This window comes from Nitrosomonas sp. (assembly GCF_019635155.1).
Taxonomy (GTDB): domain Bacteria; phylum Pseudomonadota; class Gammaproteobacteria; order Burkholderiales; family Nitrosomonadaceae; genus Nitrosomonas.
Window position 1 is genome coordinate 105,366 of record NZ_JAHBZY010000006.1, and the last position, 26,163, is coordinate 131,528.

A 26,163-nucleotide genomic window follows, 5' to 3' on the forward strand; every position below is an offset into this window, starting at 1 on the left:
GCTGTGCGTTTTGTCAAGAAATGCAGACTGCTTGAAGCGTGCTGATCGATCATTTAAAGTTACTTACAGAGGGGACGATTAAGGTATCGTGTAAACTATGCTGACGATTGATTTATGAGAATGACGAAGCATGCAACCAAGTGTAATTATTAATCAGCACCGGAATACCGCGATCATTGTGGCAACAAGCGGTAAAGACGTTCTTGTGATTAAATTAGGTACAGGAAAGCTGACGGTTACTCGATTATCTCTGCAAGAAGTTGTCAATCAAGGTTATGCGGTGAGCGATTACTCACCTAAACAAGCTGCGGAAAGTTATTTAAAGCATGGTGCGGGCGTCAGCGAAAAAGCCAGAAGATATTTGGAAAAAATCGCTTCGAGTGGTTTTACTGAAAAACTTGATTTTGTGTGATTTTGATAATCAATTCTGCAATGTAATTTTCAAGTTGTCGAGACAAGGGATAGGGGAATATTAGGAACAATGGTCAGTACAATAAAGAAAGTTTGCGATGTGTTGGTACTTATAGCACTGATCGGCATGATTTCAGCGTGCTCGGTGTTTATGGCTGCCAAGCAACCGGAAAAGAAAGATATCAGCTTACTTAAGGAAGGGGTTTCGAGAATGGTTCTGATTTCCGAGTTTGGCGCCCCGGTTATTAGTGAATATAAGGATGGCCAGAGATACGAAATTTTTAAATTTGTTCAAGGCTATAGCACCGGTGCAAAGGCGGGAAGGGCTTTTTTCCATGGCGCGGCTAGTGTTGTTACACTGGGGTTATGGGAACTTGTCGGTACGCCGACAGAAATAACCTTCAATGGAGACGAGATGGCTTTCTTGGTACGCTACGATGATAATGACGTGGCTAATGAAGTGGCGATTATCAAGAAAGATTAATTTTTAATGCCTTAAACTGCATGAGCTCAGATTCGATCTGACAGTTATCAGTATTTTTTTCTGTGTCGTTATTTTTAACAGGGATGTTTTAGAAGTCTTCCGAATTTTTGCATGTTCTTCCTACCGGCAAGTTTTCTTCTCAGTATCAAGCCCTTTGCTACTGAATAATCGTTTGATTTTTACTGCATGCTAGTTGCCATTCTTTCTCGTCCATACTGTTGTCTTGAATCTTCTCCCACTTCTGTGGTTGGCTATAGGAACGAACGAGGTCGCCTTTTTCCATATTCCAACTGAAAAATGAGAAAGCAAGCTTTCTCATCTGCTCTTCCTCGCAATCAAATTCGCGCCTGATTTTCTCAGAAAAATAATTAGCTCCTAGCGTTCTCTGTTCGGTTTTATAGTCGAAAAGAATCCACATTTTTACCCTGTTACCTGCTTTCCGGATGGAAGCAAGATCAACGTAGGCTGTATAGCCGCCCTTATCGGGACTTTCACCGATAAGGGTCCATTGTGCAAGTGTTTCGGTGCTGATTAAAGCAAATGTGAGTGCGAGTATTATTTTTTTCATTCTTTAATCTGGTTTTTTCTGTTAGGGTGGGGGTGATAATGCAGCAGCTTCGTGTTGGCGATGATTTCCAGCACTGTACTTGCTGAAAACGGTTTTGTTTATCCGTGAGATTTTACTAAATCTTCTGAAATAGAACGCATAGAAAAAATCGTTGTTCCGGAAATCGCTTGGACAGATGGATTCTTACATTATGATCGTATAAATGCAAACAATGATGATTGGATGCGGATTGTAGTAAACTCCACTTCTGAGTTGCTCGGGTAAATATTACGAGAAAGGATCTTATGCATCGGATATTTTTTGTTTCTGCGATTTTTATAATGCTGTTGTCGGGGTGCGTGACATCGAGAGAGATATTTCTTGCGGATGGAACCAAGGGGCATAACGTCAACTGCAGCGGTAGCGGGAAGAACTATAGCGACTGCCTCGAGAAAGCAGGCGAGATCTGCGGTGTTCGCGGTTATCATATCCTTGATCAGGCTGGCAATATCGTTTCTTTCTCCGGAGCATTGCGCGAGCTTAATGACAGCTCGAGAACTTCTTCCGTAGGCTATATTTCTCAGTCGGGTTCTGTGATCAGTCGCAATCTATTGATTAAATGTAAATAGATTGACAGTTTTTTGAGCCGAGACGGGAATTTTTCGGCATTTTCCACAAGCTGAATGGATGTGTGTCGCGTTATTGCACGTGGTGCATCATTTTTTGTAGTGTTTTGCTGAGCATAAACAAAATTAAAGATGCAATGCCGGATAAAGCTACGAAGATCATAAAGAATTCGTATAAGTTCGTAATTTCGAAACCCAGAAAGCTGGGCGTTACGGCTGCGGTTGGGTCAGGATACAAGGCGCTTAAAATACCGGCCAATTTACTGGCTGCCGCCAGCGATAAAAACCATACGCCCATCAGCAATGACGCAAATTGGGCAGGCGCCAGTTTTACCACCATCGCTAAGCCGATTGGCGATAAGCACAATTCCCCGATAGTGTGCAATAGATACAAGCTGAATAGCCACATCATGCTGACTTTGATGGCCGGGTCCAGTTCTTTGACACCCAAAGCGATCACCAGATAACCAATGGATAAAAACAAAAGTCCAAGCGCATGTTTGGTGGGCGAAGAGGGTTCCAAATTACGTTGACCTAGAAATGTCCAGAGAATCGCAAACAGCGGTGCCAATACTACAATCAGAACCGCATTGATGGACTGAAAAAAACTCGCGGGAATTTCTGCTCCTGAGAAACTTCTATCAGTTTGTTCTTCAGCAAAAAAAGTTAACGATGCCCCTGCTTGCTCAAAGGCCGCCCAGAAAAAGATCACGAAAAAAGCCAGGATATAAATGACTGCGATTCGTTGTTTCTCGATAGATGTCAATGTCTTGTCGGTAATGATCGCTGCCGGACCGATAATACTGATGGTAAAAATACCGGATCCGATAATGCCGGAGCCGGTTAGATAATAAAATCCGGAAAATAACAGTAACGAAACGCTAACCCAAATCAGCGTTTGTGATAATAGTGCTCGCGATGTGCGGCTGTGATTATCATTGGCTGCTTTCTTCCGAGGCACCAGACCGATACCGATGCCATCGGGTGTGACGATATATCTATTTTTGAGCAGCTCGAACGAAGCAATGCTGATGATCATTCCAATAGAAGCGGCGAGAAAACCCCACTTGAAATCCGCCGGATTGCCGGTATCGCCAAAGCCGCCGCACACCAGCGGTGCGAAAAATGCACCGAGATTGATACCCATGTAAAAAATGGTGAAAGCGGCATCAACCCGTTTGTCGCCTTCAGGATAAAGTTGCCCGACCATGGTCGAGATGTTCGGCTTGAAAAAGCCGTTACCGAAGATTAGCAGTCCCAAGCCTAGGAATAGCAACGGTTGCGCTACGGATAGTTGATCGAAATTCGAAGCCGATAAAAACATGCAAAAATGACCTGCCGCCATTAAGACGCCACCCACAAAAATGGTCCGGCGGTTACCCCAATAGCGGTCGGCGACATAGCCACCGATCAACGGTGTCAAATAAACCAAACCGATATAACTGCCATAAATTTCCGAGGCGTATGCTTTGTCGAACAGCAATGCCTTGATCATGAACAAAGTGAAAATGGCGCGCATGCCGTAGTAACTGAAACGCTCCCACATTTCAGTAAAAAACAAAAGATACAAACCCTTCGGATGGTTTGTTGAGTTCATGATCTGGATCAGTAAATACAGTAAGCAATCAAAAGCGCGGATACTATCCGAATTTCTCAATCATACGAAGATCCTGCGGAGATTTTATAATCATTTGAGATTAAGGAAGAGGCACGAATGTAATGCTTTCGTATCTAGCGATAACAAATAGCGATTCATCGGCCTATTGGATGGGGATTTTTTATATTGATTTCACCCTATTGTTGGCTTGGATAAAATGGATATAGCCGGTAAGGAATTTTTCCAATTGCTGATTGATAACAGCATCTGTGATTTTTCCAGTTTCGTCAAAGACATTATGTGCTTTTGATACCATCATTTGCTCGCCGAACCAAGGCCGCATGCCAAGCCTCCTCAGAACGGGCAACAAGGCATTTTGCGATAATACCGTGCCAAACCCTCCCATTGTCGCGCCGATGACTGCAATCGGACGGTCTCTGAAAATACGGGGAATTTCTTTGGGCGGACGGGATAACCAGTCGATCGCATTTTTTAATACACCGGGTATGGAGTTATTGTATTCAGGCGTCGCCAGTAACACGCCGTCAGCTAATACAAGCTTTTCTTGAAGGGCGACCACAGCCTGGGGAATGCCTTCAATAGATTCAATATCTTCGTTATAAAGCGGAATATCGTGGAGCGTTGCAATATCCAGCACAGCGTCACCGTTCAATATCTCACGGGCGGCGCGCAATAAAGCGGTATTGTATGAACGATCGCGCAGACTGCCCGAAATGCCGAGGATTTTTACCACATGACTCTCCTTTGTGATTATGATTATTCAATATTATTCAAAGACATAACATATAGCCGGTATTTAAGATTCAAGTCCGTTCCAGGCTGGATCTTCGCGGAACGCCGTACGTAAATAATTAATGATAGCGTTGACTTTAATTGGAATATAGCGGGATTGCGGATAGATCGCATAAATTGTATCTGCAACAGGGTGCTCGTCTGGCAATATATCGATAAGCTGGCCTTTCGAAAGCGCCTGCGCAGCGACGAATACCGGCAGTATAGCGATGCCAAGTCCGGCAATAGCGGTATCCCGGACTGTTTCATCATTACTCGTAACGATGCGGCTGCGCACCGTCAAAGAGCGTGGTGTATTAGTGGGTTCTACCGGTTCAAATTGCCAAATTTCATTTGAAGGCACATTTGCGTAACTGATACACGTGTGGTTAGCAAGATCATCAATTGAAACGGGCAATCCGGCATTTTGCGCGTATGCGGGACTGCAGCACATCACACGTCTGCTGACCGCGAGTCTGCGGGCAATGAGGGAAGAGTCATGCAGCCTTCCAATGTGAACCCCCAAATCATACCTTCCCTGGATAGATCTGTGCGCATAATCTGTTTTCCTGTTCGGCCAGCTCCTCTGAAGCCCGGTCCAGCTGCAGCATGATGGTGCGCGTATGCTGATAAAAAATAGCACCTTTATCGGTAACCGTTACGCCGCATGTAGAGCGGTGCAGCAATTTCACACCCAGCACAGCTTCCAAATCTTTAATGCGCTGACTGACAATCGATTTCGACAGATGCATGCGCTGCAGCACTGATGCTGCCGGTCTCAACGGCATACTGAAAAGCAATGATATTGTGAAATTTGTGTTTCATCGTTCTGTATTCCAGAACACTATTTTCTGGAAAATCCTAGTTCTCAGTTGATATAAAAATCAGTAAGCTCTTAGTCTTGTAAAGTCAATAAAAACTTGAGCGCTTAGCGATAATAGTATAGCTGTCATCGAAAGCTCAACCAGGAGATTAGCTATGAATGTCGATAATCCGGGTATCACTGCTAAGAAATTGCAGCGTATTCAACGCAATGCGGCAAGCCATTGGGTCGGTAATGGATTCCCTGTGCGCTCACTATTTAACTATTCAGAAATCGGACCTCAGATCAGTCCATTTTTGCTATTCGACTATGCAGGCCCTGTCGATTTTCCGCCCACTGACGATCGTCTTGGTGTCGGAGAGCACCCGCATCGTGGTTTTGAAACGGTCACGATTGTTTACAGCGGTGAAGTTGAACATCGCGATAGCTCAGGAGGCGGCGGCAAGATCGGCCCCGGTGATGTGCAATGGATGACTGCGGCGTCAGGCATTGTGCACGAGGAATTTCATGGGCAAGACTATGCACGAAAAGGCGGCCCTTTCGAGATGGTGCAGTTGTGGGTCAATTTACCGGCGAAGTATAAAATGTCTCAACCGCGTTATCAGAGCATTTTAGATTGCCAGATACCTGCTGTGCCGTTACCCGGCAATCAAGGAACCGTTCGTGTCATTGCCGGTGAATTTAATGGCGTAAAAGGACCAGCCAAGACGTTTTCACCGATTCATGTCTGGGATATGCGTATACCCGGAGGGCAGACCATTACTCTTACATTGACAGAAGGCCATAGTGCAGTATTAGCAATCCTGAAGGGCTCGGTGAGCATTAATGAGTCCAATTTCATCAGAGAGGCGGAAGTCGCCATTTTCGACCAACAGGGTGATTATATTCGTTTCAATAGTGAACAAGACACCACGGCGTTGTTGCTAAGCGGCCGCCCTTTAGACGAACCGATCGCCGGCAGCGGTCCTTTTGTAATGAATACCGCAGAGGAAATCCGTCAAGCAAAAATAGATTATCAGAGCGGAAAAATGGGACATCTGGCATCGTAGTACATGTGGCCGGTTGTTCACGAACCTTATAGAAAAGAGAAATACTATCCAATAGATTTATTAACGCTATATAGGAGCAATAATGAGTAATACTTTTAAATACAACCGTCTTTCGAAAGATAACGCAGTATGTCTGCTGGTCGATCATCAATCAGGATTGATTTCATTGGTGCAGGATTTCTCGCCGGGAGAATTCAAGAACAATGTGTTGGCGCTTGCAGACATTGCCAAGTTCTTCAATCTTCCAACAATTCTCACAACCAGTTTTGAAGACGGCCCGAATGGACCGCTGGTACCTGAGTTAAAAGAAATATTTCCGGATGCGCCGTATATTCCGCGGCCTGGTCAAATTAACGCATGGGACAACGAAGACTTTGTCAAAGCGATTGAAAAAACCGGGCGTAAGCAACTGATTATTGCAGGTGTCGTTACCGATGTGTGCGTTGCGTTTCCTGCGTTATCAGCTATTGAAGCCGGTTATGAGGTCTTTGTGGTTACGGATGCTTCAGGCACGTTTAACGAGGTCACCCGACATGCGGCATGGGCCCGAATGGCGGCGGCTGGCGTGCAACTGATGAACTGGTTCAGTGTGGCGAGTGAACTGCACAGAGACTGGCGTAACGATGTTGAGGGGCTGGGTGCGCTTTTATCGAACCATCTTCCGAATTACCGCAATCTGATTACCAGTTATCTGGCTCAAAACAAGTAATACTTTAAACAACACTAGAAATTCTTACACCTTATGAAATACTCAATGCTTATTTCAATCTACCTACCTGCCTGTAAATGATCCTGAGTTTTCTTGCAGCAAACGAAAATACATTTCATATCCACTCGCTGCCACTGTCACTGGCGGCGATGGAATTATCTCGTTTATACTTCGATTTGAGCGAAATCAAGCAACGGCTTCGTTTTGATCGTATGATATCGGATAGCGCATGCGCTGGTGTTAATCCATATTCAATGTTGTAGTGCCAATTATTTAAAGAATTCAAATATGTCATTCAGTTTTAACGACTTTTACGAAGCTAACCGGCGTATCATCATTTGGTTGATTCTAATCAGTTTACTGTGGACCCTGAGTGATTTTTTCGGATTGATTTTTATTACATTCGTGCTTGCTTTCATTGCCACGCCGCTGGTGCGGATGGGGCAGAGCCGCTTGAAAATGCCTTATCGTCTGTCACTGATATTGGTTTATATTTTTTTTCTGATCGTGGTGGTGAGTTTCTTCCGCTATGTGACACCCAATGTGATTGGCGAAGCGAATCGCTTTCTGAACAATTTTGACGAAGTGCAATTAAAACTGATCGAATTGGAACGCGATATCGGCAGTAAGTATCCTGGGATCGAACGTTCACTGCACGGCTATATGCGAAGCATGCTGGATGAGCAGGCGCTGCAAGCGATTGATACTGAACTGAATGCATTCAAGAAATCGATTTATCTTGCCAGCGACGTCGATCCGGAGCATATGCTCGAAGAGGAACTTACTGAAGCGACGCATGAAAAAATACGAAAATACTACGACAAGGAAGCCGAGCTGTTGATGAATTTTCTGGCATCCAAGCAACTGGATAAAGTCGGCGAGCATTTTCCCAAGCTGATCAACCAGCTTTATACCGGGATTGGTACCGTATTGCTGGCGCTATTATTCAGTTTTTTGATTTTATTCGATAATATCCGCCTCGGCGGCTTGATGAAAAGCTTGCACGATTCACGCTTGCGGGATTTTTACCAGGAAACCGCGCAACCGGTCATTCGCTTTGCTTACGTGGTCGGGCGCGCGATCCAGGCGCAAGCGATGATTGCCTGCGTCAATACCTTCTTGACGTTGATCGGATTAATGATTCTTGGCATTCCGTCAGTCGCATTCCTGTCGCTGATTGTGTTCGTTTGCAGTTTCATTCCGGTTCTCGGCGTATTTATTTCGACGACGCCGATGGTGCTGGTCGCGTTGAACACCGGCGGGCTGATGCTGGCGCTGGCGGTAGTGTTGATGATTACCATCATTCATATCATCGAGGCGTATGGTCTGAATCCGCTGATCTACGGTAAGCATCTGAAACTGAATCCGGTACTGGTGTTGATCATCCTGCTGGTGGCCTACCACACTACCGGCATGTGGGGCATGGTGCTCGGCGTGCCGGTGGCTTATTACTTCATTCACGATGTGTTTGGCGTGCCGTTGTGGGACGAGCGCCGACTGGGGCCGAAAGTGTGAGTTTATTTGAATGACGGACGGACGATGCGATTCCGCCGGTCCGTCAATCCGGAACGAACTTTAGTACGTTACCGTTGATGCAGTAGCGCTTATGGCTCGGCGGCGGGCCGTCGTCGAAGACGTGGCCGAGGTGAATACCGGAGCTGGCGCTGCGCACTTCGATGCGTTGCATGCCGTGCGAGTCGTCATCGTGGTAAGTCACCGAACCCTTGATGGGGTCGAAGAAACTGGGCCAGCCGGTGCCGCTGTTAAATTTGGCTTGACTCAGAAAAAGCGGTGCGCCGGTGATCGGGTCGATAAATGTTCCAGGACGTTTTTCATCCAGATTGGACGCGGTGAACGGTGGTTCGGTACCTTGCTCGAACGCGATTTTCTGCTGCTCCGGCGTCAATAACTGAAACCCCAGCCATTTCCAGAAGTTGGTTTTCTCCCCGTTGTAACCGGTGTAACGGGCGGCTTCCTTACCGTTTCTGAACAATACGATAGTCGGTGTCGCGAACAGCGGTTTTTCCAGCGACCATCCGGTTGGCGGATTGGTGTTCATCGTTGTTGCCACCGGCACGGCTGCTTGCCATTGACTGAGTACTTCCTTATCGAACAGCTTGCAATATTCGCAATGTTCGGCTTCAAAAATTACCAGTTGCTGCGCGAAATTTAAATCCTTGCCGTTCAGTGGTTCGGTAAGTTCGCTACCGGATGCGGTTTGTGTTGCCGTTTGCCCGCTGGGCACCGGATATTTTACACCCGTACCGCCCAGGCCGCAGTAGCCATTCGGGTTTTTCTGCAAGTAATCCTGGTGGTATTCCTCGGCAGTGATGTAGTTCTTTAACGGTAGGATTTCGGTCGTGATCGCGCCATATTCGGCGGTGCTGAGCGCTTGTTGATATGTTTGCTGCGTCGATAGCGCCAGTTCTTTCTGCGCTTCGCCGTGATAATAAATCGCGCTGCGGTAATTGCTGCCGATATCGTTGCCCTGGCGGTCGCCTTGCGTCGGATTGTGATTCTCCCAGAACTTGGCCAGCACGGTTTCCAATGGTACTTGCGCAGGATCGAAAGTCACCTTGATCACTTCGGCATGATTGCGCGCCGTAGTTCGACCCGCCAGCAACAGCCGCTCATGATTCAGAATCTGCTGATACCCCACGCCGGGCAAATCGCCGCCGGCATAGCCGCTCTCGACATCAATCACGCCCGGAATCTCACTCATGCGCTTTTCCGCGCCCCAGAAACATCCCATGCCGAGGACGATGTAATCCGTTTTGATAGTGTTAGTTTGATTAATCGGTGTCACGTTTTTCTCCATTGCAAAGGCTGTCAGAACACATAATAAACCGGCGATTGCCGCAAAAATTGTTTTCATGGTTTTTCTCGGCTACTTAATTTTGACAGAATTTCGACACTTTGGGAGTTGCCGGAGTTCTTGTGGAGGGCACGTACTGACCAAATTTGCAGGGCTGCAATGAATGGCTCCGGATTGCAAATTTGCGGGCAATCCGGATGTTTATTGAACAGTCATTAAATCAATCGATTTTAACGAAACTGCCGTCTTGCTTGACCCAGGTTTCATTGGTGAAAGCATCGTAGATCGACTCCGCGTCGGTCGCGAAGCAATCGGCGACGGTTTGACTGGTGACGGTGTCTTTGAACGCAAAGGTCACCGGCGGGGTGATGGTGACGCCCGGGATACCTTCCGGCAGGCTGCCGAACGAGTTGGTGATGTCGAAGCAAGTATCGGAATTGACAATCAAGTTGGCCGCTTCAGCGGGCGCATTGATGGTGCAATGTTTGCTGTTGGTGAAGTTGCTGACGAGCGATTCAAACGGATTGGGAATCCCGGGGATTGAAATGGTGATGCCGTTGATCGCCGAGGAAATCACATTGGTCGATGTCAGCACCGATATCCCGGATGCAGTAGTTTGCTGCGGTGTCTGGCATAAGCTGTTGTTGGTTGGCAGTTCGATGCAGTTGCCGTTGGTGGTCACGTTGACGACATTGCCGCTTTGGGTATAGGTTAATCCGGTGGGCGCGCTGGCGGTGTTACACGCCGGAATGCTGCCGCTGCCGCCGGAGTTGTTGATCTGGGTGATTAAATCCGCTAACGGCGAAACGATGGTTGGGTTGCCGCCCCACGGCCCGCCCATGACGTAAACGTTGTTGTCGTTTTTGTTCACACCTGCATAAATGCCGGTATCCGGGTAATAGCGGAATAGCCAGGGTTCGATGCTTTGTGTCGCTTGATGATTCGGAAAATATCCGGGATAGGTATTTTCAGCCCAATTCAATAAAGTCTCGGTATCGTTGCTTATTTCGGCAACGGCAAAGTGGAAGTGGCCGGACAAGATAATGGTGTAAACGCCCATTGCAAACTTTTTCGAAGTGTTTTTCATCGAAATAATCTCCAGTTTCTTAAAAAATGATGCCCGAAGAATACCACACTCCTGGTGGAAACCGTGTCCACGTGTGTTCCGGCAATGTTTCTGTGTTCGCGTAGTTCAAGATCCGGGTACCGTGAAAACAGGCCGTGACCGCAATTTTATTAGGTGGTGGCGATGCAAGCTGCGACGTCAATGATTGAAGCTTTTCCTAGCGAAAGGCAAGAACAAAAGCTGGTGATTGCCTGGTGCGGAATAACGCCCGTTAAATATCGTAATGAGTTTTCGGAACCGTGGGCTGCTGTCCTTCAAGTTGCGGTGTTACGGCATGTGTTACCCGCGGGGGTGTTGTTCCTTGGTGCAAAGCGGAAATTTCATCTTGCAGCAGTTTATCGGTTGCGGAGACCCGCTTATGCTGACGCAGATGTGCGATCCAGGATTCTACGATGAACATTTCGAGGAAACGCCCATGATCTGCGACATCTTCAAAATATCCCCATTGAATAGCGCCGTCCCGGCGGCGGATTGTTTCCATTTCCCGGATCAGCTTAAAAAATTTGTCGCGATCGGCATCAGCGATTCGATATTCCAGCGTGACCAATACCGGGCCGCTATCATGCGATATCAACGTTACCGGTACCGGTTCCGCCCAGTGTCCCGAGGGCGTATGGTCATGATGTTCGCCCAAATTTAGTTTGAAGCGACGGGTGGCCAGAATCAACACAATCGCCAACAATCCCGAAGCCAGCAAGGCCGACGAAAGATTACTCATGATTGTTACTTGTCCCCATCCTATAGATCCGGCAGCCATGGCGCCAAAAACCGCCATCTGGTAAATGGACAGTCCGCGCGCGCGAACCCAATCGGGCAACGCTACTTGCGCCGAGAAGTTCAATGTCGAAACCGCAACGATCCATGACACGCCGCCGATAAACCCCGCCACTATGCCGGTGACCATGTGCTGGCCGAGCGCAAACATAGTTAAGCAGAGCGCTGCGCCGATTGTCGCCAGTGTCAGATTAGTATTTGCATGCCATCGTCTTCTCATAAGCGGAAGTAAAAATGCGCCCGTGACCGCGCCGAGTCCCAGTGCGGTCAATAAAACGCCATAGAGGCCGGGGCCGCCTTGTAGCGATTCTTTTGCTACGATCGGGAGTAATGCCCAGTAAGCTGACGCGCAGGTGAAAAAAGCAAGCGCGCGGATCAGAGTGTAGCGCAATGGTTTGCTATGCAGCGCAAAACGGATGCCTGCGCGCATCGCGCCACTTAAATGCTCGCGTGGCAACGTATCTGTCCGGGATGCGGTAACGCGCCACCATAGCAAAGCCGCCGCGACCGCAAGATAGGAGAGGGCATCGATAAACACCGTCGCGATTGCCCCTGCCGCTGCCAGAATAAAGCCGCCCAACGCGGGGCCGATGGCGCGGGCGATATTCATACTCACGCCGTTCCAGACAATGGCGGATGCCAGCTCATTCCGCGGAATGAGGCCCGGCACGATCGCTTGCCAGGCCGGCGACGCAAAAGCGGTTCCGACGCCGATCGAGAAAGTGAATGCCAGTAGCAGCCAGGGGTTGGTAATTCCCACCCAAAGCAACGCGGTAAAAATGAGAAGCAAAGCTGCCAGGAAAATCTGCGTCCAGAATAACAGCTTGCGGCGATCGAAAAGATCTCCGAGCACGCCCGCCGGTAAGGCGAACAGGAAAATTGGTAATGCCGTTGCCGCTTGCACCAATGAAACCATTAAAGGTGAAGATGATAGCTCTGTCATCATCCAGCCGGAAGTGACATTGAACATCCATGTACCGATATTTGAAATCAGCGTGGCTAGCCACAGAATACTGAAAACACGATACTTGAATGGTGAAAATACCGATTCCGGCATATTAGTATGCGAAGCCGCTGTAACCGCCGGTCCATGGATTTTTCAGACCGGAACTTAGCTTGCACGCATCAAGATCCAGCCAGCGGAATACCCGATCATTCTGTTCATAATGACTGCATACGTTATGCATTAGTAGATGAGAGAAATCAGTAGATAAAATGCGCCTTTAGGGAAAAAGAACGGTTATGTACCGGATTAGCTTGTCAAACCGGTTAAAACCGATAATTGGAACAATTTATATCCATTTCCGGATCATTTGGCAATGGTTATGGCTGGAACTGGTTGGAGAATTCTAATGGGTGCACGGATAGTTCGTACAATAGACGAAATGCTTCCGGATTCCAGGTGATTTCTGGATTATCCTCTAAATATATGTATTTTAAGCCATGTTTTGGGACAACCCCAGCCTGGCAGCGCCTAAAGAACCCTATTTGTGATATTTCTCACAGGACTATTCTATTGCTGAACTTAAAATCCCTTTTAGTTTGATCGAAAAGTCTTACTATTTTTCAATATCTCGATAAAGGAGAATGGCGACATGAACATACAATCCAATTTACAGCTGGTCAGTAAACTCTCAGTTTTTTTGATGACCTGCATACTCAGCGGGACTATTCAGGCAACAGGTTTTGATGATCCTGATTCGTTGGAATGGAAGTTTCGATATGGTTTGTCTGATTCTGAGTATCATGCGGCTTGGGATGACTACAAGAAGGCCGGTTATCTTCCTATTGATATCGAAACTGATAACAATGGCACGACATTTTCTGGTGTATGGCAAAAGAATACCGACAATCGCGGTTGGGCGAGCTATCGTAAGCTGACCAGTGATGAATTTCATAACAAATGGGAAGAGTATAAGAAGAAAGGATACCGCCCAATCGATCAAGACGCCGAGTTAATTAATGGTGAATTGCGTTATTCTCTGGTAATGGTCGAAAACAAGGAAAATCTGGATTGGGTATCGCGACGTAATCTTACCAGTGAAGAGTTCTCGAAAGAGTTTGCGCAATATAAGACCAAGTATCGGCCGATTGATATTGATGCTGTTGAAGTCGGAAAAACCATGTATTACTCCGTCATATGGCTTGAGAATAAAGCCAATATCAACTGGGTCGAGCTCCGTGATATGACCCCGGATTCCTACGGCGAGAAGTTTGCTGAATATAAAAACAAAGGTTATCGTGTAGCAGAGCTGGATTGTTATAAACGCGATGGTAAATTAAATTATGCAGCTGTATGGGAAAAGAATGAGTCTGGAAGAGCCTGGGCCGCATTACGTGAGATGTCCGCAATCGACTTGCGTAATAATTGGCTAAAATATCGCGACCAGGGCATGCGCGTCATTGATATAGAGATTTGTCCGGCTAAAAGTGGTGGTGGAACACAGTATGCTGCGGTTTGGCGCGAAAATGATAGCCGTTATGACTGGAAAGGTCGAAGCAAGGCTGAGAAAATCCTCGAAGACTATGCTGCAGACGCTCAGATTCCTGGTGTTGGCGCAGCCATTATACGCAACGGTAAGATTGTTTTCCTTGGCGGCGCCGGATTTGCGGATAAAGAAAATAATCTAAAAGCGCACAGTGGAACGATCTATCGCCTTGCTTCTGTGGCAAAAGCGGTTACGGGCACACTGGCCTATGATATGGAAGAGGCCGGTATAATTAACCTGGATGTCAAAACAAATACCCTGGTTAATGGCTTGGGCACAAAGCATCAGCACACGGTACGGCAGTTGTTGGGTAACATGGGTTGTGTGAAACACTATACCAGTGATGGTCTGGATGACAACGCTACGCAAGTCGAATACGCAACAGCGAAGGATGCCTTGAATAATCATTTATCCGGTAAAATCAAGACAAACTCGTGGATTATCTCCGGTTGTACTCCGGGCACACATAATTACTCGACTCATGGCTTTACCATTGCTGCAACGGCTTTGGAAGCAAAGGGCGGCTCCAGTTTCTCAAATCTAGTCAAAACCCGCATTGCTGATCCGTTGGGCCTCGATACCCTGCGAGTGGAAAAACGCTCAAGCCCGGACGCCACTGGCGAACACGCTACGATTAACTCTGGTGCAAACAAGGTCAGTAAAAGCAGTTTTGAAAATGTCAGCTGGAAGGCTGGCGGCAGTGGAATGGAATCCTCTGCGCTCGATTTGGCCCGATTTGGTGATGGCGTGTTAAGAAATCGATACTTCCCACAAGCAACGCGAGACATACTATGGAGCGGCGGTACTAAGAATGGTCAGGCTAACGGTTGGCAGATCAATTCCGGCGTTACCCAAGCAAGCAAGGGTGGCGATAATCAAGGATCCGACTCGCATATACGTATTGACGTGGTTAATGGCATCACCGTAGTTGTCTTAACCAATACCAATCCACCTCCCGTTGACACCAGTTCAATTACTTCGCAACTGCTATCATTGGCCATTGCGAATCCCTAGCCGGGCGTTCCCGACATGCCCGCTCCCATTTTTGTAGGGGCGGGCATGATTCTTGAATCATCTTTATTCACCAAAGGATAGAGTAGAGAACAGGTTTTCCCTATCCTCTCTCATCAAACCGTGCATGCGGTTCTTATAGCCTATATTTTGTATAGAGCTGTTGACTCACCAAAACGGATAAATTTGTGCGGTAGCCAACTTAAATCACTCTTCACGAAAAATACTGAATGAAAGAGACTTTTGCACGGTGTCATGAGCGGCACTGGAATAAGGCAAAAAATTGCGGAAAAGCGGAGTTTACACGGGGTAAATGAGCATTTTTTGCGAATTTTTAACGCGATTATCGTGTCGCGTAGTAACCGTGCAAAGGTCTCTGAAAATGATTACTCTGTTGCGGTTTTCTAGGTTACTTTAGATGCATGCTATTCTTGACCGACTTGACTCCGGCGACCCCACGCGCCACTTCAATCGCTTTGTTGATACTGGCTGAGGAGCTTACGAAACCACTTAACTGAACCACACCCTTGAAGGTTTCAACATTGATTTCAGTAGACTTTAGCGTTGGTTCATTCAATATGGCTGCTTTTACTTTCGTAGTAATGACAGTATCATCAAAATACTCTCCTGTTCCCTCTTGCTTCTGAGTTGATCCACATCCTATAGCGGTCAGCATTGCTAAGGTCAAAAACGATACAAAGAATAATCTAATGAAGTGATTCATGGGATTCTCCTAAAGTGTGGTAAAGGAATTAAGCTATCAAGCTGTTATGACGTGGTCAAGTAAAACCGGACACCCCGGTTAAGCGACTTTTTTCATTTTTTCTGTTTCTGCCTCATATTGATTAGCTCTCGACATTCTCACGTTATTTCCACATAACATCACATTTTTCTTTTGCGGCAGCAGTAAGTAGATCAATCAAAGGCAGCGCTCTTGCATGTATACTCACTATTGGTTCATTTTCACTCTCATTCTCAACGGATGTCGATTCCTTTTCTGCGCTTATAGCGATCTTTAATCGATTCAGCGCCGCGGGAACATCCGCCGCCAGGATGACGCCGGGTACAGTCGCGCTGTGTCCCATCATTTTGAGCATAGTAAGTGCAATATCTCTAAACATAGGGATATCAGCATAAGCATCGGTTGTAAATGTCACAAGCATAAAGTTTTCCTCGGCTGAGTTAAAAATGCATCATTTCGTCTGTTTTGGCTCGATTCATTATTTCTAAGAAGCGGATTTTATTTTTAAACTTAACCAGCTTATAGCAAGGTTATTGGGAGATTATTGCACCAGTTTCTCCGTATGACCTAAAATTATCATTCTTTTGCAGTTCACTCATCACCCGGTTTTTTATATTTTTTCTTCATTGCTGTCCATGCCAATTTATGTGTTGTTTCTTCCTGTGAGGCATTGTCATAACGTTCTTCAGGGCTCGCATATTCTCGCCATGCGTGATTAAATGCTTCCCAATAAATATCCTGTGTATGTGCAGGCAGAGAGAGTACATGGATCACATTTTCTGGTAGATCTATTGGTTTTATAAAAGTTTGTAAGGTCAAGTTATTAATGAAAAGCGTGATAAACGACAAGAATAAGAATGGTTAATGTTACGAACCATGCGAGGATATATATGATTATCGCTCGTTTTGCTTTCTTTGTTTTGTACCAAGTATGCGGATGAACGCCTTTTATGAGAAGGACTATCTTCGTTGCCAAGTTGATGCATACTACATTGATGGTTAACAGTAAACCCGCATTGAAAGCATGATTGATATCTCCAAGACCCAGCATAAGGCCTAGTGTTACCGCTGGTGGTAGCAGTGCGACTGCTACCATTACTCCGACTAGGACGCTCGATAGCTTCGCTGTTAAGGATAGAGCTGCAGCTGCACCAGATGCAAGCGCTAAGGGAAAGGAATCCAATCCGACTTTTGTGCGCAGAACAAGCTCGGGGCTTGCGGTATTAAGTGGCCAAAAAGCGCCGATCACAACAGACAATGCTATTGCTAGCGTGATTCCGACAAGGAAAGTTAAAATTGACTTCCGCATTAAGGAAAAATCGCCTAAGGCTGTACCGAGACCAAAGGCAAGATTTGACCCAAGTAATGGCGCAATTACCATTCCACCAATTACTACGGCTACATTATTCTCGATTAATCCTATCGCAACAACGATTGTCGCTAACACAATTAATACAACAAAATTGATATTTAGTGCCGCATTTTTTTCAACTTCTTTGTAAATGGCTTCTCTTGTTTCAATTGCTGAGTCTTCTTCCTTACTATCACTTTTCGACGGCATAGGTAGTGAAATTTCTATAGGTAAGACTATAATCCAAGTGGATGGCTGAGTCCGAAGGGCGGACTGCAATGAATCCAATACAGATTGAATCTTATCGTCAGTTACAAGTAGCCTTATCAATTGCATTCCATCGTCTCCCATTACACCGAGGCGTAAATCTGAAGCTTCATGTTCTTTTGCGATTTCCAAAACTTTGTTGATACTACTTGCCTCAACTACTATCTCAATGTATTTCATGTTCAGTATTCCCCTTCCACAATTGGCATTATTTTTTTATACAAAGAGCGAAGCTGCTGTGTCAATTTATTCAGAACTATTAGATTCGTGTCGTAATTAACGTACCAGCGGTCTTGTCCTGTATCTTTTTCAAAAATTCAATATTCATGTGGTTTTTCAAGAGAACGTGAGAAGTCATTTTGGGAGTGATATTTTGTTATGAGATTTATTTTGCTTTTTGGGTTATTAATTCCATCAATATCATTCGCAGAAAATTTTTTGACTAATAGTAATAAGCTATTTGATTTTGCTGAAAAATCCTTTCCGATATTTTTCAATTCCACTGAAATAAAAACCATCGCATTGAATGGATATTTAGTGCGATATTATCCTGATACCAATATCTATATTGGAACCAAAGATCTTGATGTCTATGTGTATGGCGATATCTTTAATGGATTATTGAAAGCCGGTGTTATTTCTGATTTTGTCACATTAGAACCGGATGGGGATACCTTATTGGCCGCCTTATTTACGGAAAACCGAAGCAATGTACAGGTTCATGGAACTGGAACTGTAATTTCCTTATTGGCGGATGATCGTAACGGGGACCGCCACCAAAGGTTTATCATTGCACTAAAATCCGGCCAGACGTTATTAATCTCTCACAACATCGATCTAGCACCAAGGATTGATGAATTAGCCTTGTATGACCAAATTGAGTTTTCCGGTGAATATGAATGGAATGACAAAGGTGGCGTGATCCATTGGACGCACCACGATCCTGACGGAATTCATGTGGACGGCTGGTTATTCCACAATAATGTTATTTATCAGTAATAATTTGGTGCTGAAATTTTGTTTGGACTTAAGCAAATCATTATCTATGCAGATGAAAACGGCTGTGAGACTTATTACAATTGGATAATAACTTACAAGACAAAAAGAACCAGCAGCGAATCAGGGCGCGTATCCGGCGGCGACAAAGACAGCCAAAGTCAAGATATTGAAGATATTGAAAATGCCAAGGAATATTGGAAGGATGGATGTACTGCTGCTCTGCTCTCTTTGAAAGTATTAATGCGATGGGGTATCGCCTTGCACTGCAGAGACTAGATGCTCATGCAAAGTAGCTTCTTGATAAAAACAGTTTCATTGTACTGAATTGGCTCACCAAAGCGGATAAATCTGGTAACTGGTTTATTAAGATTTCAGTTTTATATTTCATATAATATGCGGCTAACATGAATGAAGCTAAATGGCGGTGCAGCAGTATGTTTGAATACCGAGTTAGGCGTAACGAATCCATACACGCTTTCGCTGTCGTTTCACTGCCATTCCAACGAATCCCAGTCCTACTAGCAGCATCACCCATGTATCTGCCTCTGGCACCGCTGTAATAAATTCGGTAGATAGAACATATATCTCATCATTGCCGACTTGCAAGAAAATACGATGTGTATCTATGTCAGAGTCGATCGCAAAAGCTCTACCACCTAAGAAAGCAGTTGATGCTACGCCTATTTCGTGGCCTGCAATATCAATTTCAACAATTCTCTGCCCGAAGTGATCAATTATGTAAAAACCACCATCAGGTGCTGAAGCTAAACCACTAGGGCCAGGGAATCCCGGAAAAATATCAGCAACAGATATATCGCCAATAAATACTCCATTCAAATCATAGTGACGAATCACGTCTTCTTCAAACAGAGTTGTCCAGATACCATCGTTTCTAACATATGCAGAATCTAGGTGGTCAATTTGTAGATCGTTGTAAATTTTTGCGGTGCTGGGATCAATTTCCACAAAGTGATCCGTGTAGTCGCTGCCTACAATGACAGTAGTGCTAACCCATAGGTGCTTACTGCTTCTGTCGTAATTCAGAGAATTGATAACATTGCTGGATGAATAGGCGGCTCCGAAGTCGAGTTCGTTAATAAAATTACCATGATCATCCAACGTGTAGATAAAGCTTCCTAGGGCATCTGATCCATGACCAAGATAGATCATGTCTTTTTGAAAGTCTGCCCTAAAGGCCAAGCCAAGAGCATTTCCTACATCATGGCGGGCAAGGATGGAATCAATATTGATGACTTCCAGGATCGGATTAGCTCGAAGTTGTGTTGTGCCGCTAACGAGAAGTACAAACCCTATGAAACAAAATAATCTTAGATTCTTCATGTGATTTTCCTAAGGTATAAAAACCTAATGAAAAAGCGCGCCATGTCCAAAAACAAAAATTCTTATTCAATTGCAGAATAGCCCTAATTGTCGTTGGGTGCAATTGATAAACTCTCAAATGTTCCTAACATGAAATATGTGCACCATCTTGTTTTCCCCCGTCCAAGTAACACGGGGGGCTACAAATACATACTTTAGTAATCAGTCGCTGAATATAAAGGTTTTCTGCCTTTAAGGCAATCAGTTAAATATCCCTAAAGCCGCCTGTGCGAGCAACCGGGCGTGAGGACGGGGGCGCAGGCGAGGCGGCGCTGCTGGGAGCCATGATACACGGCAAGCGCATAAATCCATAGGGGGCGCCGCCGGCGCACCATACGCCTAAGAGCGGGGGTACCTGTGGAGTTATGCGCGCTTGCATGCAGGACAACTATACTATTGACGGCATATGGAAGGTTATTTAACTTATTAATGAAAGTTCAATATAACATTCATATTAACATCTGAGGAAATCATGAAATCATCTACCCTTCATAGTGTATGGTCTGCACCAGATAACACTCGTTTAACCAGCAAACAGTATTCATTCCGATTGCCGGTGCATGTGGCTGCAAAAATCGCCGCATTGTGCGAGATGTACCCTAGTCGGACTAAAACCGAAATTGTGGGCGATCTGCTTTCAAGTGCTATAGACGAATTTCTTGCCGGTCTTCCATATGTACAAGGTAAGTATGTAGGCACCGATCACGAAACCGGAGAAGAAATTCACCTTGATGCTGGCCCGGAAGCCATGTTTTGGAAATTAGCAGACAAGCATTACCGCGAAATTGAGCGGGAAATGGGTAATGAAGACCCGCCTAGTCTTTATGAAGCTTTGCGAAAACCAAAGTCAGCAGAATAGAGCTTGTTCCATGTATCGCCTATTGCTCAGCGGCTATGACACCATCGAATGCGCGTATTACCTCGCATTCAGTCATGGTTGCCTGCTTGATTTTGAGCAACTAGCGGTGGAGAAAGAAGCACTACGCCAATTAAAGATGCGCAAGCAAAAGCCTATCAGGCTGGGCAATGAAGAATTCCTGCTGGCTTCACACGGTACGGCGAGCGGTTATCCCTTCCTGATCGAAAACGAATCGTTTAGCATCCAATTCGGTGAATTCAACAAACCTTCGTTCTTTGTTACGTTTCGCAGCGTGGCGCTATGGCATCAGGGCATACAAGCCTTGCATCAGCGCTTTTTGGATTGGGCGAAATCGGTAGGGCTGAGCAGCTATGAACCGGAGCGATTGTCTCGCGTGGATTTCACCTTTGATTACTTCCTGCCAAACCTAGATTTTGATGAAGATAGTTTCGTCTCGACTGCTTGTAAGGATAACCAGCACCGCAAGAACCGCAAAATTCAGACTTTCTCTTTTGGTGAAGGTGAAATTAGGCTGCGGATTTATAACAAATGCGATGAGATCAACGAAACAAGTTCGAAAACCTGGTTCTACAAGCTATGGGAAATCGATCACGATGTATGGCGCATCGAATGGCAGGTGCGTAAAGGCTCATTACGCAGTTGCGGCATTCAAACCTTTGCTGACCTTCAACACCGCCAAGGCAAGCTTTTACAGCTTTTGGTCAATGAACATACCACGCTGCGCATTAAAGAAGATGACAGCAACCGCTCCCGCTGGGCATTGCATCCGCTATGGCAGGATTTGATAGAGCAAGTTGCGAAGATCGAAATTCTGGAAGGATTGGATACCTTAAACGAACTCGACATGAACGCACTGCTTGAAGAACGCAAGATGCGCATCGCAATCAGCGTATACGGTTATCTCAAGCGCATGGCTGCCATTCAATGTTTACAGCACGGCAAGGACAAGATTTCCGTCATGGAAGCCCAAGCACTCCTAAGCATGGTCGTTCGGCATGTTCATAACCCCTTGTCTTGGTCGTGCGACGTTGAAGAACGCGTAACAGAAATGAGGCTTGGCAAATGGTAGCGCTGCAAGAGATTCTGAAGCGGCTCGATCAAAGCAAGAATGAAACCCTGCTGCTGGCGCAGAGTTCTTTGCCGCAATCGCAGTTTGAAGCATTTCGTAAAATTTTTCTCAATATCTTCGGTAAGAATGGATTGGAAAAGGAATTGGCAAGGCTTTATGCCGAAGATCGGAAGCAGGACAGGAACGGGCAGGAATAGATCATGCAAAAAAGGAGGTGCCATAATGCGTGAACGAACCCGACAATTTAGAATTTGTGATAGATTTTAACCCTGACTTTCAGGAGCAAACTATCCAAGCTGGGGAATTGCGCTTGATAAAGTCTTTCCTGCCTGAAATTCTGAAAGAAATCGCAATTCAGGCTGAATCCAACAAGGAGTAAAGAACATGCGGATAGCGCTCTATGCTCGCGTTTCCACGGTCAAGCAAGCGGAAAAGGATTTATCGATTCCCGATCAGTTGCGGCAAATGCGTGATTGGTGCAAGGCCAACGGTTACACCGTAATTATGGAATACGTCGAGCCGGGCGCATCCGCAACCGACGATAAAAGACCGGTATTTCAGCAAATGATTGCTGATGCCATGCTCAAGCCAAGCCCCTACGATGCTATTGTTGTGCATAGTCTATCTCGCTTTTTCCGCAATTCACTGGAATTTGGCCTATATGAACGTGACCTAAGAAAAGTCGATGTCAAACTGATTTCCATTACCCAACAAACGAGCGATGATCCCAGCGGAGAATTCACACGAAAGCTATTGAGTTTCTTTGATGAATACCAAAGCAAGGAAAACAGCAAACACACCTTGCGCGCGATGAAAGAAAACACCCGGCAAGGTTATTTCAACGGTTCGCGTCCTCCCTTTGGCTATAAAACCATCGAAGTTGAAACCATCAGCATCAAGGGGAAGAAAAAGAAACGCCTGACCATCGATGAACATGAAGCGGCTACCGTTCGCAAAATCTTCGACCTATACCTGAACGGCCACCTTGGCCAATCGATGGGTGCAAAGCAAATTGCTGTTTACCTGAATGAGCGCGGATTCACGCAAAGAGGAAAACAATTTGCGCGCAACCGGATACATGAAATCCTTTCCAATCCGACTTATCAGGGTGAATTCATTTTTAACAAGCGCGACGCCAAGAATCAGAAATTCAAACCGGAAAGCGAATGGGTGCGTATGGCGGTGGAGCCGATCATTGAGCAATCACTATTTGAAGTTGTGCAAGCACGTAAAGCAAGCCGTGCGCCTTCAAAAGTACCGCCAAGAATAACCAACTCACCAACTTTATTAACCGGTTTGCTCAAATGTGGTTGCTGCGGTGCCAGCATGACGCTGGTAACGGGAAAAGGCGGGCGTTATCGCTATTACAAATGCAATACCCGCATTAGCAAGGGTAACAAGTTGTGCGACGGGCGAAGCATTCCGATGGATAAACTCGATAAGCTGATTCTTACCGCGTTGGCGGACAAAGTATTTGATCCTGAACGGGTCAAGATTATGCTGTCCGACATGAAAAAGCAGATTAAAGCTGCACAGGAAAGCCAGGATGAAGGATTGAAGAAGCTGACCAAGGAGCTGGATGAAATCAAGACCGCCACTGACCGGCTTTATGAAGCCGTTGAAAAAGGTTTCTTGCCGTTGAATTCTTCACTTCAGGAACGATCTCACAAATTGAATGCAAGAAAGCAGGAATTATTGATTCAAGTTGCCGGATACCGCCGTCAGCAACAATTGCCGGAAATCAAGCAGAATCAGCTTGAAGCTTTTACCAAAGCGCTACGAACCAAGCTACTCGACAGAAAAAGCGGATTCGGTAAGGAATATCTAAAACTTCTGGTGAGTGAAATTCGCATCAAGGACAATCAAGCGGAGATTACCGGCAGTTATTCTGCGCTTGCTCACGCTGTAGAAGAAACAAAAAAGCACTCTCTTGAAAGAGTGCCCAGTTTTGTACCGAAATGGCTCCCCGACCAGGGCTCGAACCTGGGACCTGCGGATTAACAGTTCTATAATATTCACTTTTTGCAACAATTTTACCTTACTTTAATAAGCATTAAATTGTTTTAATATAACTGTAATATAATGTTTATTATAAATATCTATAAGTTATTGTTGTTTGAATTTCCCACTTTAGTTTTGACGCCGTTTTAATTTTCTGGTCTACTATAGGTCTACTAATTTGAATAGTAGGCTCTGAAAGCGGAATTAGTAGACTGGAGATCAAGATGCCGCAGAAGCTCACAAAAACATTTATCGATTCCATTCCGTATCCTGAGAACGGACAAGCTTTTTACCGTGATAGTGAAATTAAAGGATTCGGTTTGCGTGTTGGTGCTACCAGCAAAGTTTATATCGCTGAAAGCAAAGTAAACGGTAAAACCGTTCGAGTAAGCATTGGTAAACACGGGATTTATACGGCTGAACAAGCGCGAAACCAAGCAAGAGAATTGCTGCTCCTGATGTCGAAAGGTATCAATCCCAATGATCAAGTACGAGAACAGAAAACCCGAAGCATGACTTTGCAGCATGTATTCCAGGATTTTTTGGTCGCCCGGAAAGCACTTAAACCGCGTACTATTTATGATTACAAACGCATCATGGGTACTTATCTGGAGGATTGGAACGATAAGGCGATTGCTGACATCACCAAAGACATGATTGCTAAACGGCATGCCGAACTTGGGCAAAACAGCCAAGCGCAATCTAATTTGACCATGCGTTTTTTGCGTGCGCTCTTTAACTTTGCCGCCGGACAATATGAAGATAGTAAAGGACAAGCATTGATTCAGGATAATCCAGTCAAGCGCTTATCGCAAACCCGCGCCTGGTATCGGGTCGAGCGCCGTCAAACGGTGATTAAACCGCATGAACTAAAACCCTGGTTTCAAGCTGTCATGAATTTGAAAAACGATATCAAAAGTCAGAACCGGGAAACAATCCGTGATTATTTGCTGTTGGTGCTTTTTACCGGATTGAGACGAGAAGAAGCAGCAAGCATGACCTGGGATAATGTCGATCTGCATGCTAAAACCCTGAAAGTCACCGATACCAAGAATCACTTGGATCATACTCTGCCATTATCGGATTTTCTCCACGATTTTTTGCAGCAAAGAAAAACTAATGCAGTGAATGATTATGTTTTCCAGCGTTCAAACGGGCAAGGGCATATAACCGAGCAGCGCAAACAAATGGCCAAAGTTATCAAGGAATCCGGTGTAACGTTTACGATTCATGATTTGCGCCGTACCTTCATGACAATTGCCGAAAGTCTTGATATATCCGCTTATGCCGTCAAACGGTTAGCCAATCACAAAATGAACAATGACATCACGGCCGGTTACATTATTGCCGATGTGGAACGGTTGCGAGACCCGATGCAGAAAATTACTGACTATATCCTCAAGTGCGCTAGTTATAAGCCGACTGCCACGGTCACCGATTTACCCAGAAAGAAATCGCGCAACTCTACAAAATCCGTCATTGACGTATAAACCAATTGTGTATACCATTGTCGAAACTGAAATCTTTGAGCGCCTGTGGCCTTCTTATTGGACAGATCAAGCGTATGATGAATTTATAACGTTCATCACCGAAAACCCCGAAGCGGGCGATATAGTCAAAGGCTCCGGCGGTATGCGCAAAGTACGCTGGAGTCGCTCAGGCTCGGGGAAATCCGGCGGTGTGCGCGTCATTTATTTTAATCGTCTAGCAAATGGTCAGATTTGCTTGGTTTTTATCTATGCAAAAAGCAAACTGGATTCAATCAGCGCTAAAACTTTGAAGGAAATGAAACATGAAATCGAGAAAACCTTTAACCGATGAAGAACTGGAAGCATGGGAAAACAGCCGGGACTTAGAGGCTGAATTACTGGAATCCGTACGCCAGATGACAGCAGGGAAGGTGCATGCTGTTATGTCGCCCGTCATATCGGCACGTAAAAAAACGGGTTTATCTCAAGCTGAGTTTGCCAAACTGCTGGGCGTATCGGTACGCACATTACAAGAATGGGAACAAGGTCGTCGTCAACCCAGCGGTGCAGCCAAAACACTGATTGCAATTGCTGAGCGCCGCCCTGATGTGTTAAAAGAAATCGCTGCGTAAATACAGCCACCGCGAAGCGGCTTACCCTTGACAGGCTGCTGCTACCCAAGACAATACCGACGAAGGATTGAAGTTTTTTGTCTTTAGATTCTTGAATACCTCACACAGTAACGCATTTGC

General features: G+C 45.6%; 29 protein-coding genes. 16 read left to right on the plus strand and 13 right to left on the minus strand.

The features are described from left to right. The first annotated feature begins 178 nt into the window (after positions 1 to 178). Both KF839_RS06005 and KF839_RS06010 read left to right on the plus strand, forming a co-directional pair. Positions 179 to 412 (plus strand): hypothetical protein, encoded by a 234-nt coding sequence (locus KF839_RS06005; protein ID WP_292916928.1) that lies wholly within the window; start codon positions 179 to 181, stop codon positions 410 to 412. 69 nt (positions 413 to 481) lie between these two features. After that, positions 482 to 895 carry a hypothetical protein gene (locus KF839_RS06010; RefSeq protein ID WP_292916929.1) on the plus strand — a complete coding sequence of 138 codons (414 nt, stop codon included), beginning with the start codon at positions 482 to 484 and terminating at the stop codon, positions 893 to 895. A gap of 157 nt (positions 896 to 1,052) precedes the next feature. Here KF839_RS06010 and KF839_RS06015 read toward each other — a convergent pair whose 3' ends face one another. From KF839_RS06015 to KF839_RS06035, 5 genes are all read right to left on the minus strand, one after another. After that, on the minus strand, positions 1,053 to 1,463 hold the full coding sequence (locus tag KF839_RS06015) for a surface-adhesin E family protein (RefSeq protein ID WP_292916930.1): 411 nt from the start codon (positions 1,461 to 1,463) through the stop codon (positions 1,053 to 1,055). A gap of 678 nt (positions 1,464 to 2,141) precedes the next feature. Next, on the minus strand, positions 2,142 to 3,665 hold the full coding sequence (locus KF839_RS06020; RefSeq protein ID WP_292916931.1) for a peptide MFS transporter: 1,524 nt from the start codon (positions 3,663 to 3,665) through the stop codon (positions 2,142 to 2,144). Between the two features lie 181 nt (positions 3,666 to 3,846). After that, positions 3,847 to 4,419 (minus strand): NADPH-dependent FMN reductase, encoded by a 573-nt coding sequence (locus tag KF839_RS06025; protein ID WP_292916932.1) that lies wholly within the window; start codon positions 4,417 to 4,419, stop codon positions 3,847 to 3,849. Positions 4,420 to 4,482: 63 nt separating this feature from the next. Then, the gene (locus KF839_RS06030; protein WP_292916933.1) at positions 4,483 to 5,100 is read right to left on the minus strand and encodes a substrate binding domain-containing protein; all 618 of its coding nucleotides are present in this window, start codon (positions 5,098 to 5,100) and stop codon (positions 4,483 to 4,485) included. Then, positions 4,985 to 5,245 (minus strand): LysR family transcriptional regulator, encoded by a 261-nt coding sequence (locus KF839_RS06035; RefSeq protein ID WP_292916934.1) that lies wholly within the window; start codon positions 5,243 to 5,245, stop codon positions 4,985 to 4,987. The genes KF839_RS06030 and KF839_RS06035 overlap by 116 nt, the downstream gene beginning before the upstream one ends. Before the next feature lie 190 nt (positions 5,246 to 5,435). On the opposite strand from KF839_RS06035, the gene KF839_RS06040 reads away from it, so the two are divergent. From KF839_RS06040 to KF839_RS06050, 3 genes are all read left to right on the plus strand, one after another. Then, on the plus strand, positions 5,436 to 6,329 hold the full coding sequence (locus KF839_RS06040; RefSeq protein WP_292916935.1) for a pirin family protein: 894 nt from the start codon (positions 5,436 to 5,438) through the stop codon (positions 6,327 to 6,329). A gap of 82 nt (positions 6,330 to 6,411) precedes the next feature. Then, complete coding sequence (gene ycaC / locus KF839_RS06045; protein WP_292916936.1) at positions 6,412 to 7,038, plus strand: isochorismate family cysteine hydrolase YcaC; 627 nt, start codon at positions 6,412 to 6,414, stop codon at positions 7,036 to 7,038. 288 nt (positions 7,039 to 7,326) lie between these two features. Continuing rightward, positions 7,327 to 8,553: an AI-2E family transporter gene (locus KF839_RS06050; protein WP_292916937.1), complete on the plus strand. Its 1,227-nt coding sequence runs from the start codon at positions 7,327 to 7,329 to the stop codon at positions 8,551 to 8,553. 43 nt (positions 8,554 to 8,596) lie between these two features. Here KF839_RS06050 and msrA read toward each other — a convergent pair whose 3' ends face one another. The 3 genes from msrA to KF839_RS06065 all read right to left on the minus strand — a co-directional run bounded on the left by msrA (position 8,597) and on the right by KF839_RS06065 (position 12,810). Continuing rightward, entirely contained in the window at positions 8,597 to 9,913 is a 1,317-nt protein-coding gene (gene msrA, locus KF839_RS06055; RefSeq protein ID WP_292916938.1) for a peptide-methionine (S)-S-oxide reductase MsrA, read from the minus strand. Between the two features lie 160 nt (positions 9,914 to 10,073). Continuing rightward, positions 10,074 to 10,940, minus strand: a complete 867-nt coding sequence (locus tag KF839_RS06060) for a hypothetical protein (protein ID WP_292916939.1) — start codon at positions 10,938 to 10,940, stop codon at positions 10,074 to 10,076. Positions 10,941 to 11,190: 250 nt separating this feature from the next. Beyond that, entirely contained in the window at positions 11,191 to 12,810 is a 1,620-nt protein-coding gene (locus KF839_RS06065; RefSeq protein ID WP_292916940.1) for an MFS transporter, read from the minus strand. Positions 12,811 to 13,348: 538 nt separating this feature from the next. Here KF839_RS06065 and KF839_RS06070 point away from each other — a divergent pair. Then, complete coding sequence (locus KF839_RS06070; RefSeq protein WP_292916941.1) at positions 13,349 to 15,256, plus strand: serine hydrolase; 1,908 nt, start codon at positions 13,349 to 13,351, stop codon at positions 15,254 to 15,256. Between the two features lie 406 nt (positions 15,257 to 15,662). Here the strand turns inward: KF839_RS06070 and KF839_RS06075 are convergent, their stop codons facing one another. The 4 genes from KF839_RS06075 to KF839_RS06090 form a co-directional block, all read right to left on the minus strand. After that, on the minus strand, positions 15,663 to 15,977 hold the full coding sequence (locus KF839_RS06075) for a BON domain-containing protein (RefSeq protein WP_292916942.1): 315 nt from the start codon (positions 15,975 to 15,977) through the stop codon (positions 15,663 to 15,665). Positions 15,978 to 16,119: 142 nt separating this feature from the next. Beyond that, positions 16,120 to 16,416 carry a DUF1840 domain-containing protein gene (locus tag KF839_RS06080; RefSeq protein ID WP_292916943.1) on the minus strand — a complete coding sequence of 99 codons (297 nt, stop codon included), beginning with the start codon at positions 16,414 to 16,416 and terminating at the stop codon, positions 16,120 to 16,122. A 170-nt stretch (positions 16,417 to 16,586) separates the two neighbouring features. Further along, complete coding sequence (locus KF839_RS06085) at positions 16,587 to 16,844, minus strand: ChaB family protein (RefSeq protein WP_292916944.1); 258 nt, start codon at positions 16,842 to 16,844, stop codon at positions 16,587 to 16,589. Next, on the minus strand, positions 16,819 to 17,793 hold the full coding sequence (locus tag KF839_RS06090) for a TIGR00341 family protein (protein WP_292916945.1): 975 nt from the start codon (positions 17,791 to 17,793) through the stop codon (positions 16,819 to 16,821). The genes KF839_RS06085 and KF839_RS06090 overlap by 26 nt, the downstream gene beginning before the upstream one ends. 198 nt (positions 17,794 to 17,991) lie before the next feature. On the opposite strand from KF839_RS06090, the gene KF839_RS06095 reads away from it, so the two are divergent. Further along, on the plus strand, positions 17,992 to 18,612 hold the full coding sequence (locus KF839_RS06095) for a DUF3465 domain-containing protein (RefSeq protein WP_292916946.1): 621 nt from the start codon (positions 17,992 to 17,994) through the stop codon (positions 18,610 to 18,612). An 18-nt stretch (positions 18,613 to 18,630) separates the two neighbouring features. Beyond that, positions 18,631 to 18,888 carry a hypothetical protein gene (locus KF839_RS06100; RefSeq protein WP_292916947.1) on the plus strand — a complete coding sequence of 86 codons (258 nt, stop codon included), beginning with the start codon at positions 18,631 to 18,633 and terminating at the stop codon, positions 18,886 to 18,888. A gap of 174 nt (positions 18,889 to 19,062) precedes the next feature. Here KF839_RS06100 and KF839_RS06105 read toward each other — a convergent pair whose 3' ends face one another. Next, on the minus strand, positions 19,063 to 19,953 hold the full coding sequence (locus KF839_RS06105) for a PEP-CTERM sorting domain-containing protein (protein ID WP_292916948.1): 891 nt from the start codon (positions 19,951 to 19,953) through the stop codon (positions 19,063 to 19,065). A gap of 511 nt (positions 19,954 to 20,464) precedes the next feature. Here KF839_RS06105 and KF839_RS06110 point away from each other — a divergent pair. The 8 genes from KF839_RS06110 to KF839_RS06145 all read left to right on the plus strand — a co-directional run bounded on the left by KF839_RS06110 (position 20,465) and on the right by KF839_RS06145 (position 26,043). Beyond that, positions 20,465 to 20,851, plus strand: coding sequence for a hypothetical protein (locus KF839_RS06110; RefSeq protein ID WP_292916949.1), 387 nt, complete (start codon positions 20,465 to 20,467; stop codon positions 20,849 to 20,851). A gap of 10 nt (positions 20,852 to 20,861) precedes the next feature. Beyond that, a complete protein-coding gene (locus KF839_RS06115; protein ID WP_292916950.1) occupies positions 20,862 to 21,941 on the plus strand; it encodes a hypothetical protein in 1,080 nt (359 codons plus the stop codon). Beyond that, entirely contained in the window at positions 21,935 to 22,138 is a 204-nt protein-coding gene (locus KF839_RS06120; RefSeq protein WP_292916951.1) for a hypothetical protein, read from the plus strand. Before KF839_RS06115 ends, KF839_RS06120 begins: the two co-directional genes overlap by 7 nt. A gap of 29 nt (positions 22,139 to 22,167) precedes the next feature. Further along, the gene (locus KF839_RS06125; protein WP_292916952.1) at positions 22,168 to 22,320 is read left to right on the plus strand and encodes a hypothetical protein; all 153 of its coding nucleotides are present in this window, start codon (positions 22,168 to 22,170) and stop codon (positions 22,318 to 22,320) included. Between the two features lie 5 nt (positions 22,321 to 22,325). Beyond that, a complete protein-coding gene (locus tag KF839_RS06130) occupies positions 22,326 to 23,942 on the plus strand; it encodes a recombinase family protein (RefSeq protein ID WP_292916953.1) in 1,617 nt (538 codons plus the stop codon). Positions 23,943 to 24,166: 224 nt separating this feature from the next. Further along, positions 24,167 to 25,432, plus strand: a complete 1,266-nt coding sequence (locus KF839_RS06135) for a tyrosine-type recombinase/integrase (protein ID WP_292916954.1) — start codon at positions 24,167 to 24,169, stop codon at positions 25,430 to 25,432. Further along, on the plus strand, positions 25,422 to 25,763 hold the full coding sequence (locus KF839_RS06140; RefSeq protein ID WP_292916955.1) for a type II toxin-antitoxin system RelE/ParE family toxin: 342 nt from the start codon (positions 25,422 to 25,424) through the stop codon (positions 25,761 to 25,763). Before KF839_RS06135 ends, KF839_RS06140 begins: the two co-directional genes overlap by 11 nt. Further along, positions 25,735 to 26,043, plus strand: a complete 309-nt coding sequence (locus KF839_RS06145) for a helix-turn-helix domain-containing protein (protein ID WP_292916956.1) — start codon at positions 25,735 to 25,737, stop codon at positions 26,041 to 26,043. The genes KF839_RS06140 and KF839_RS06145 overlap by 29 nt, the downstream gene beginning before the upstream one ends. Positions 26,044 to 26,163 lie beyond the last annotated feature (120 nt).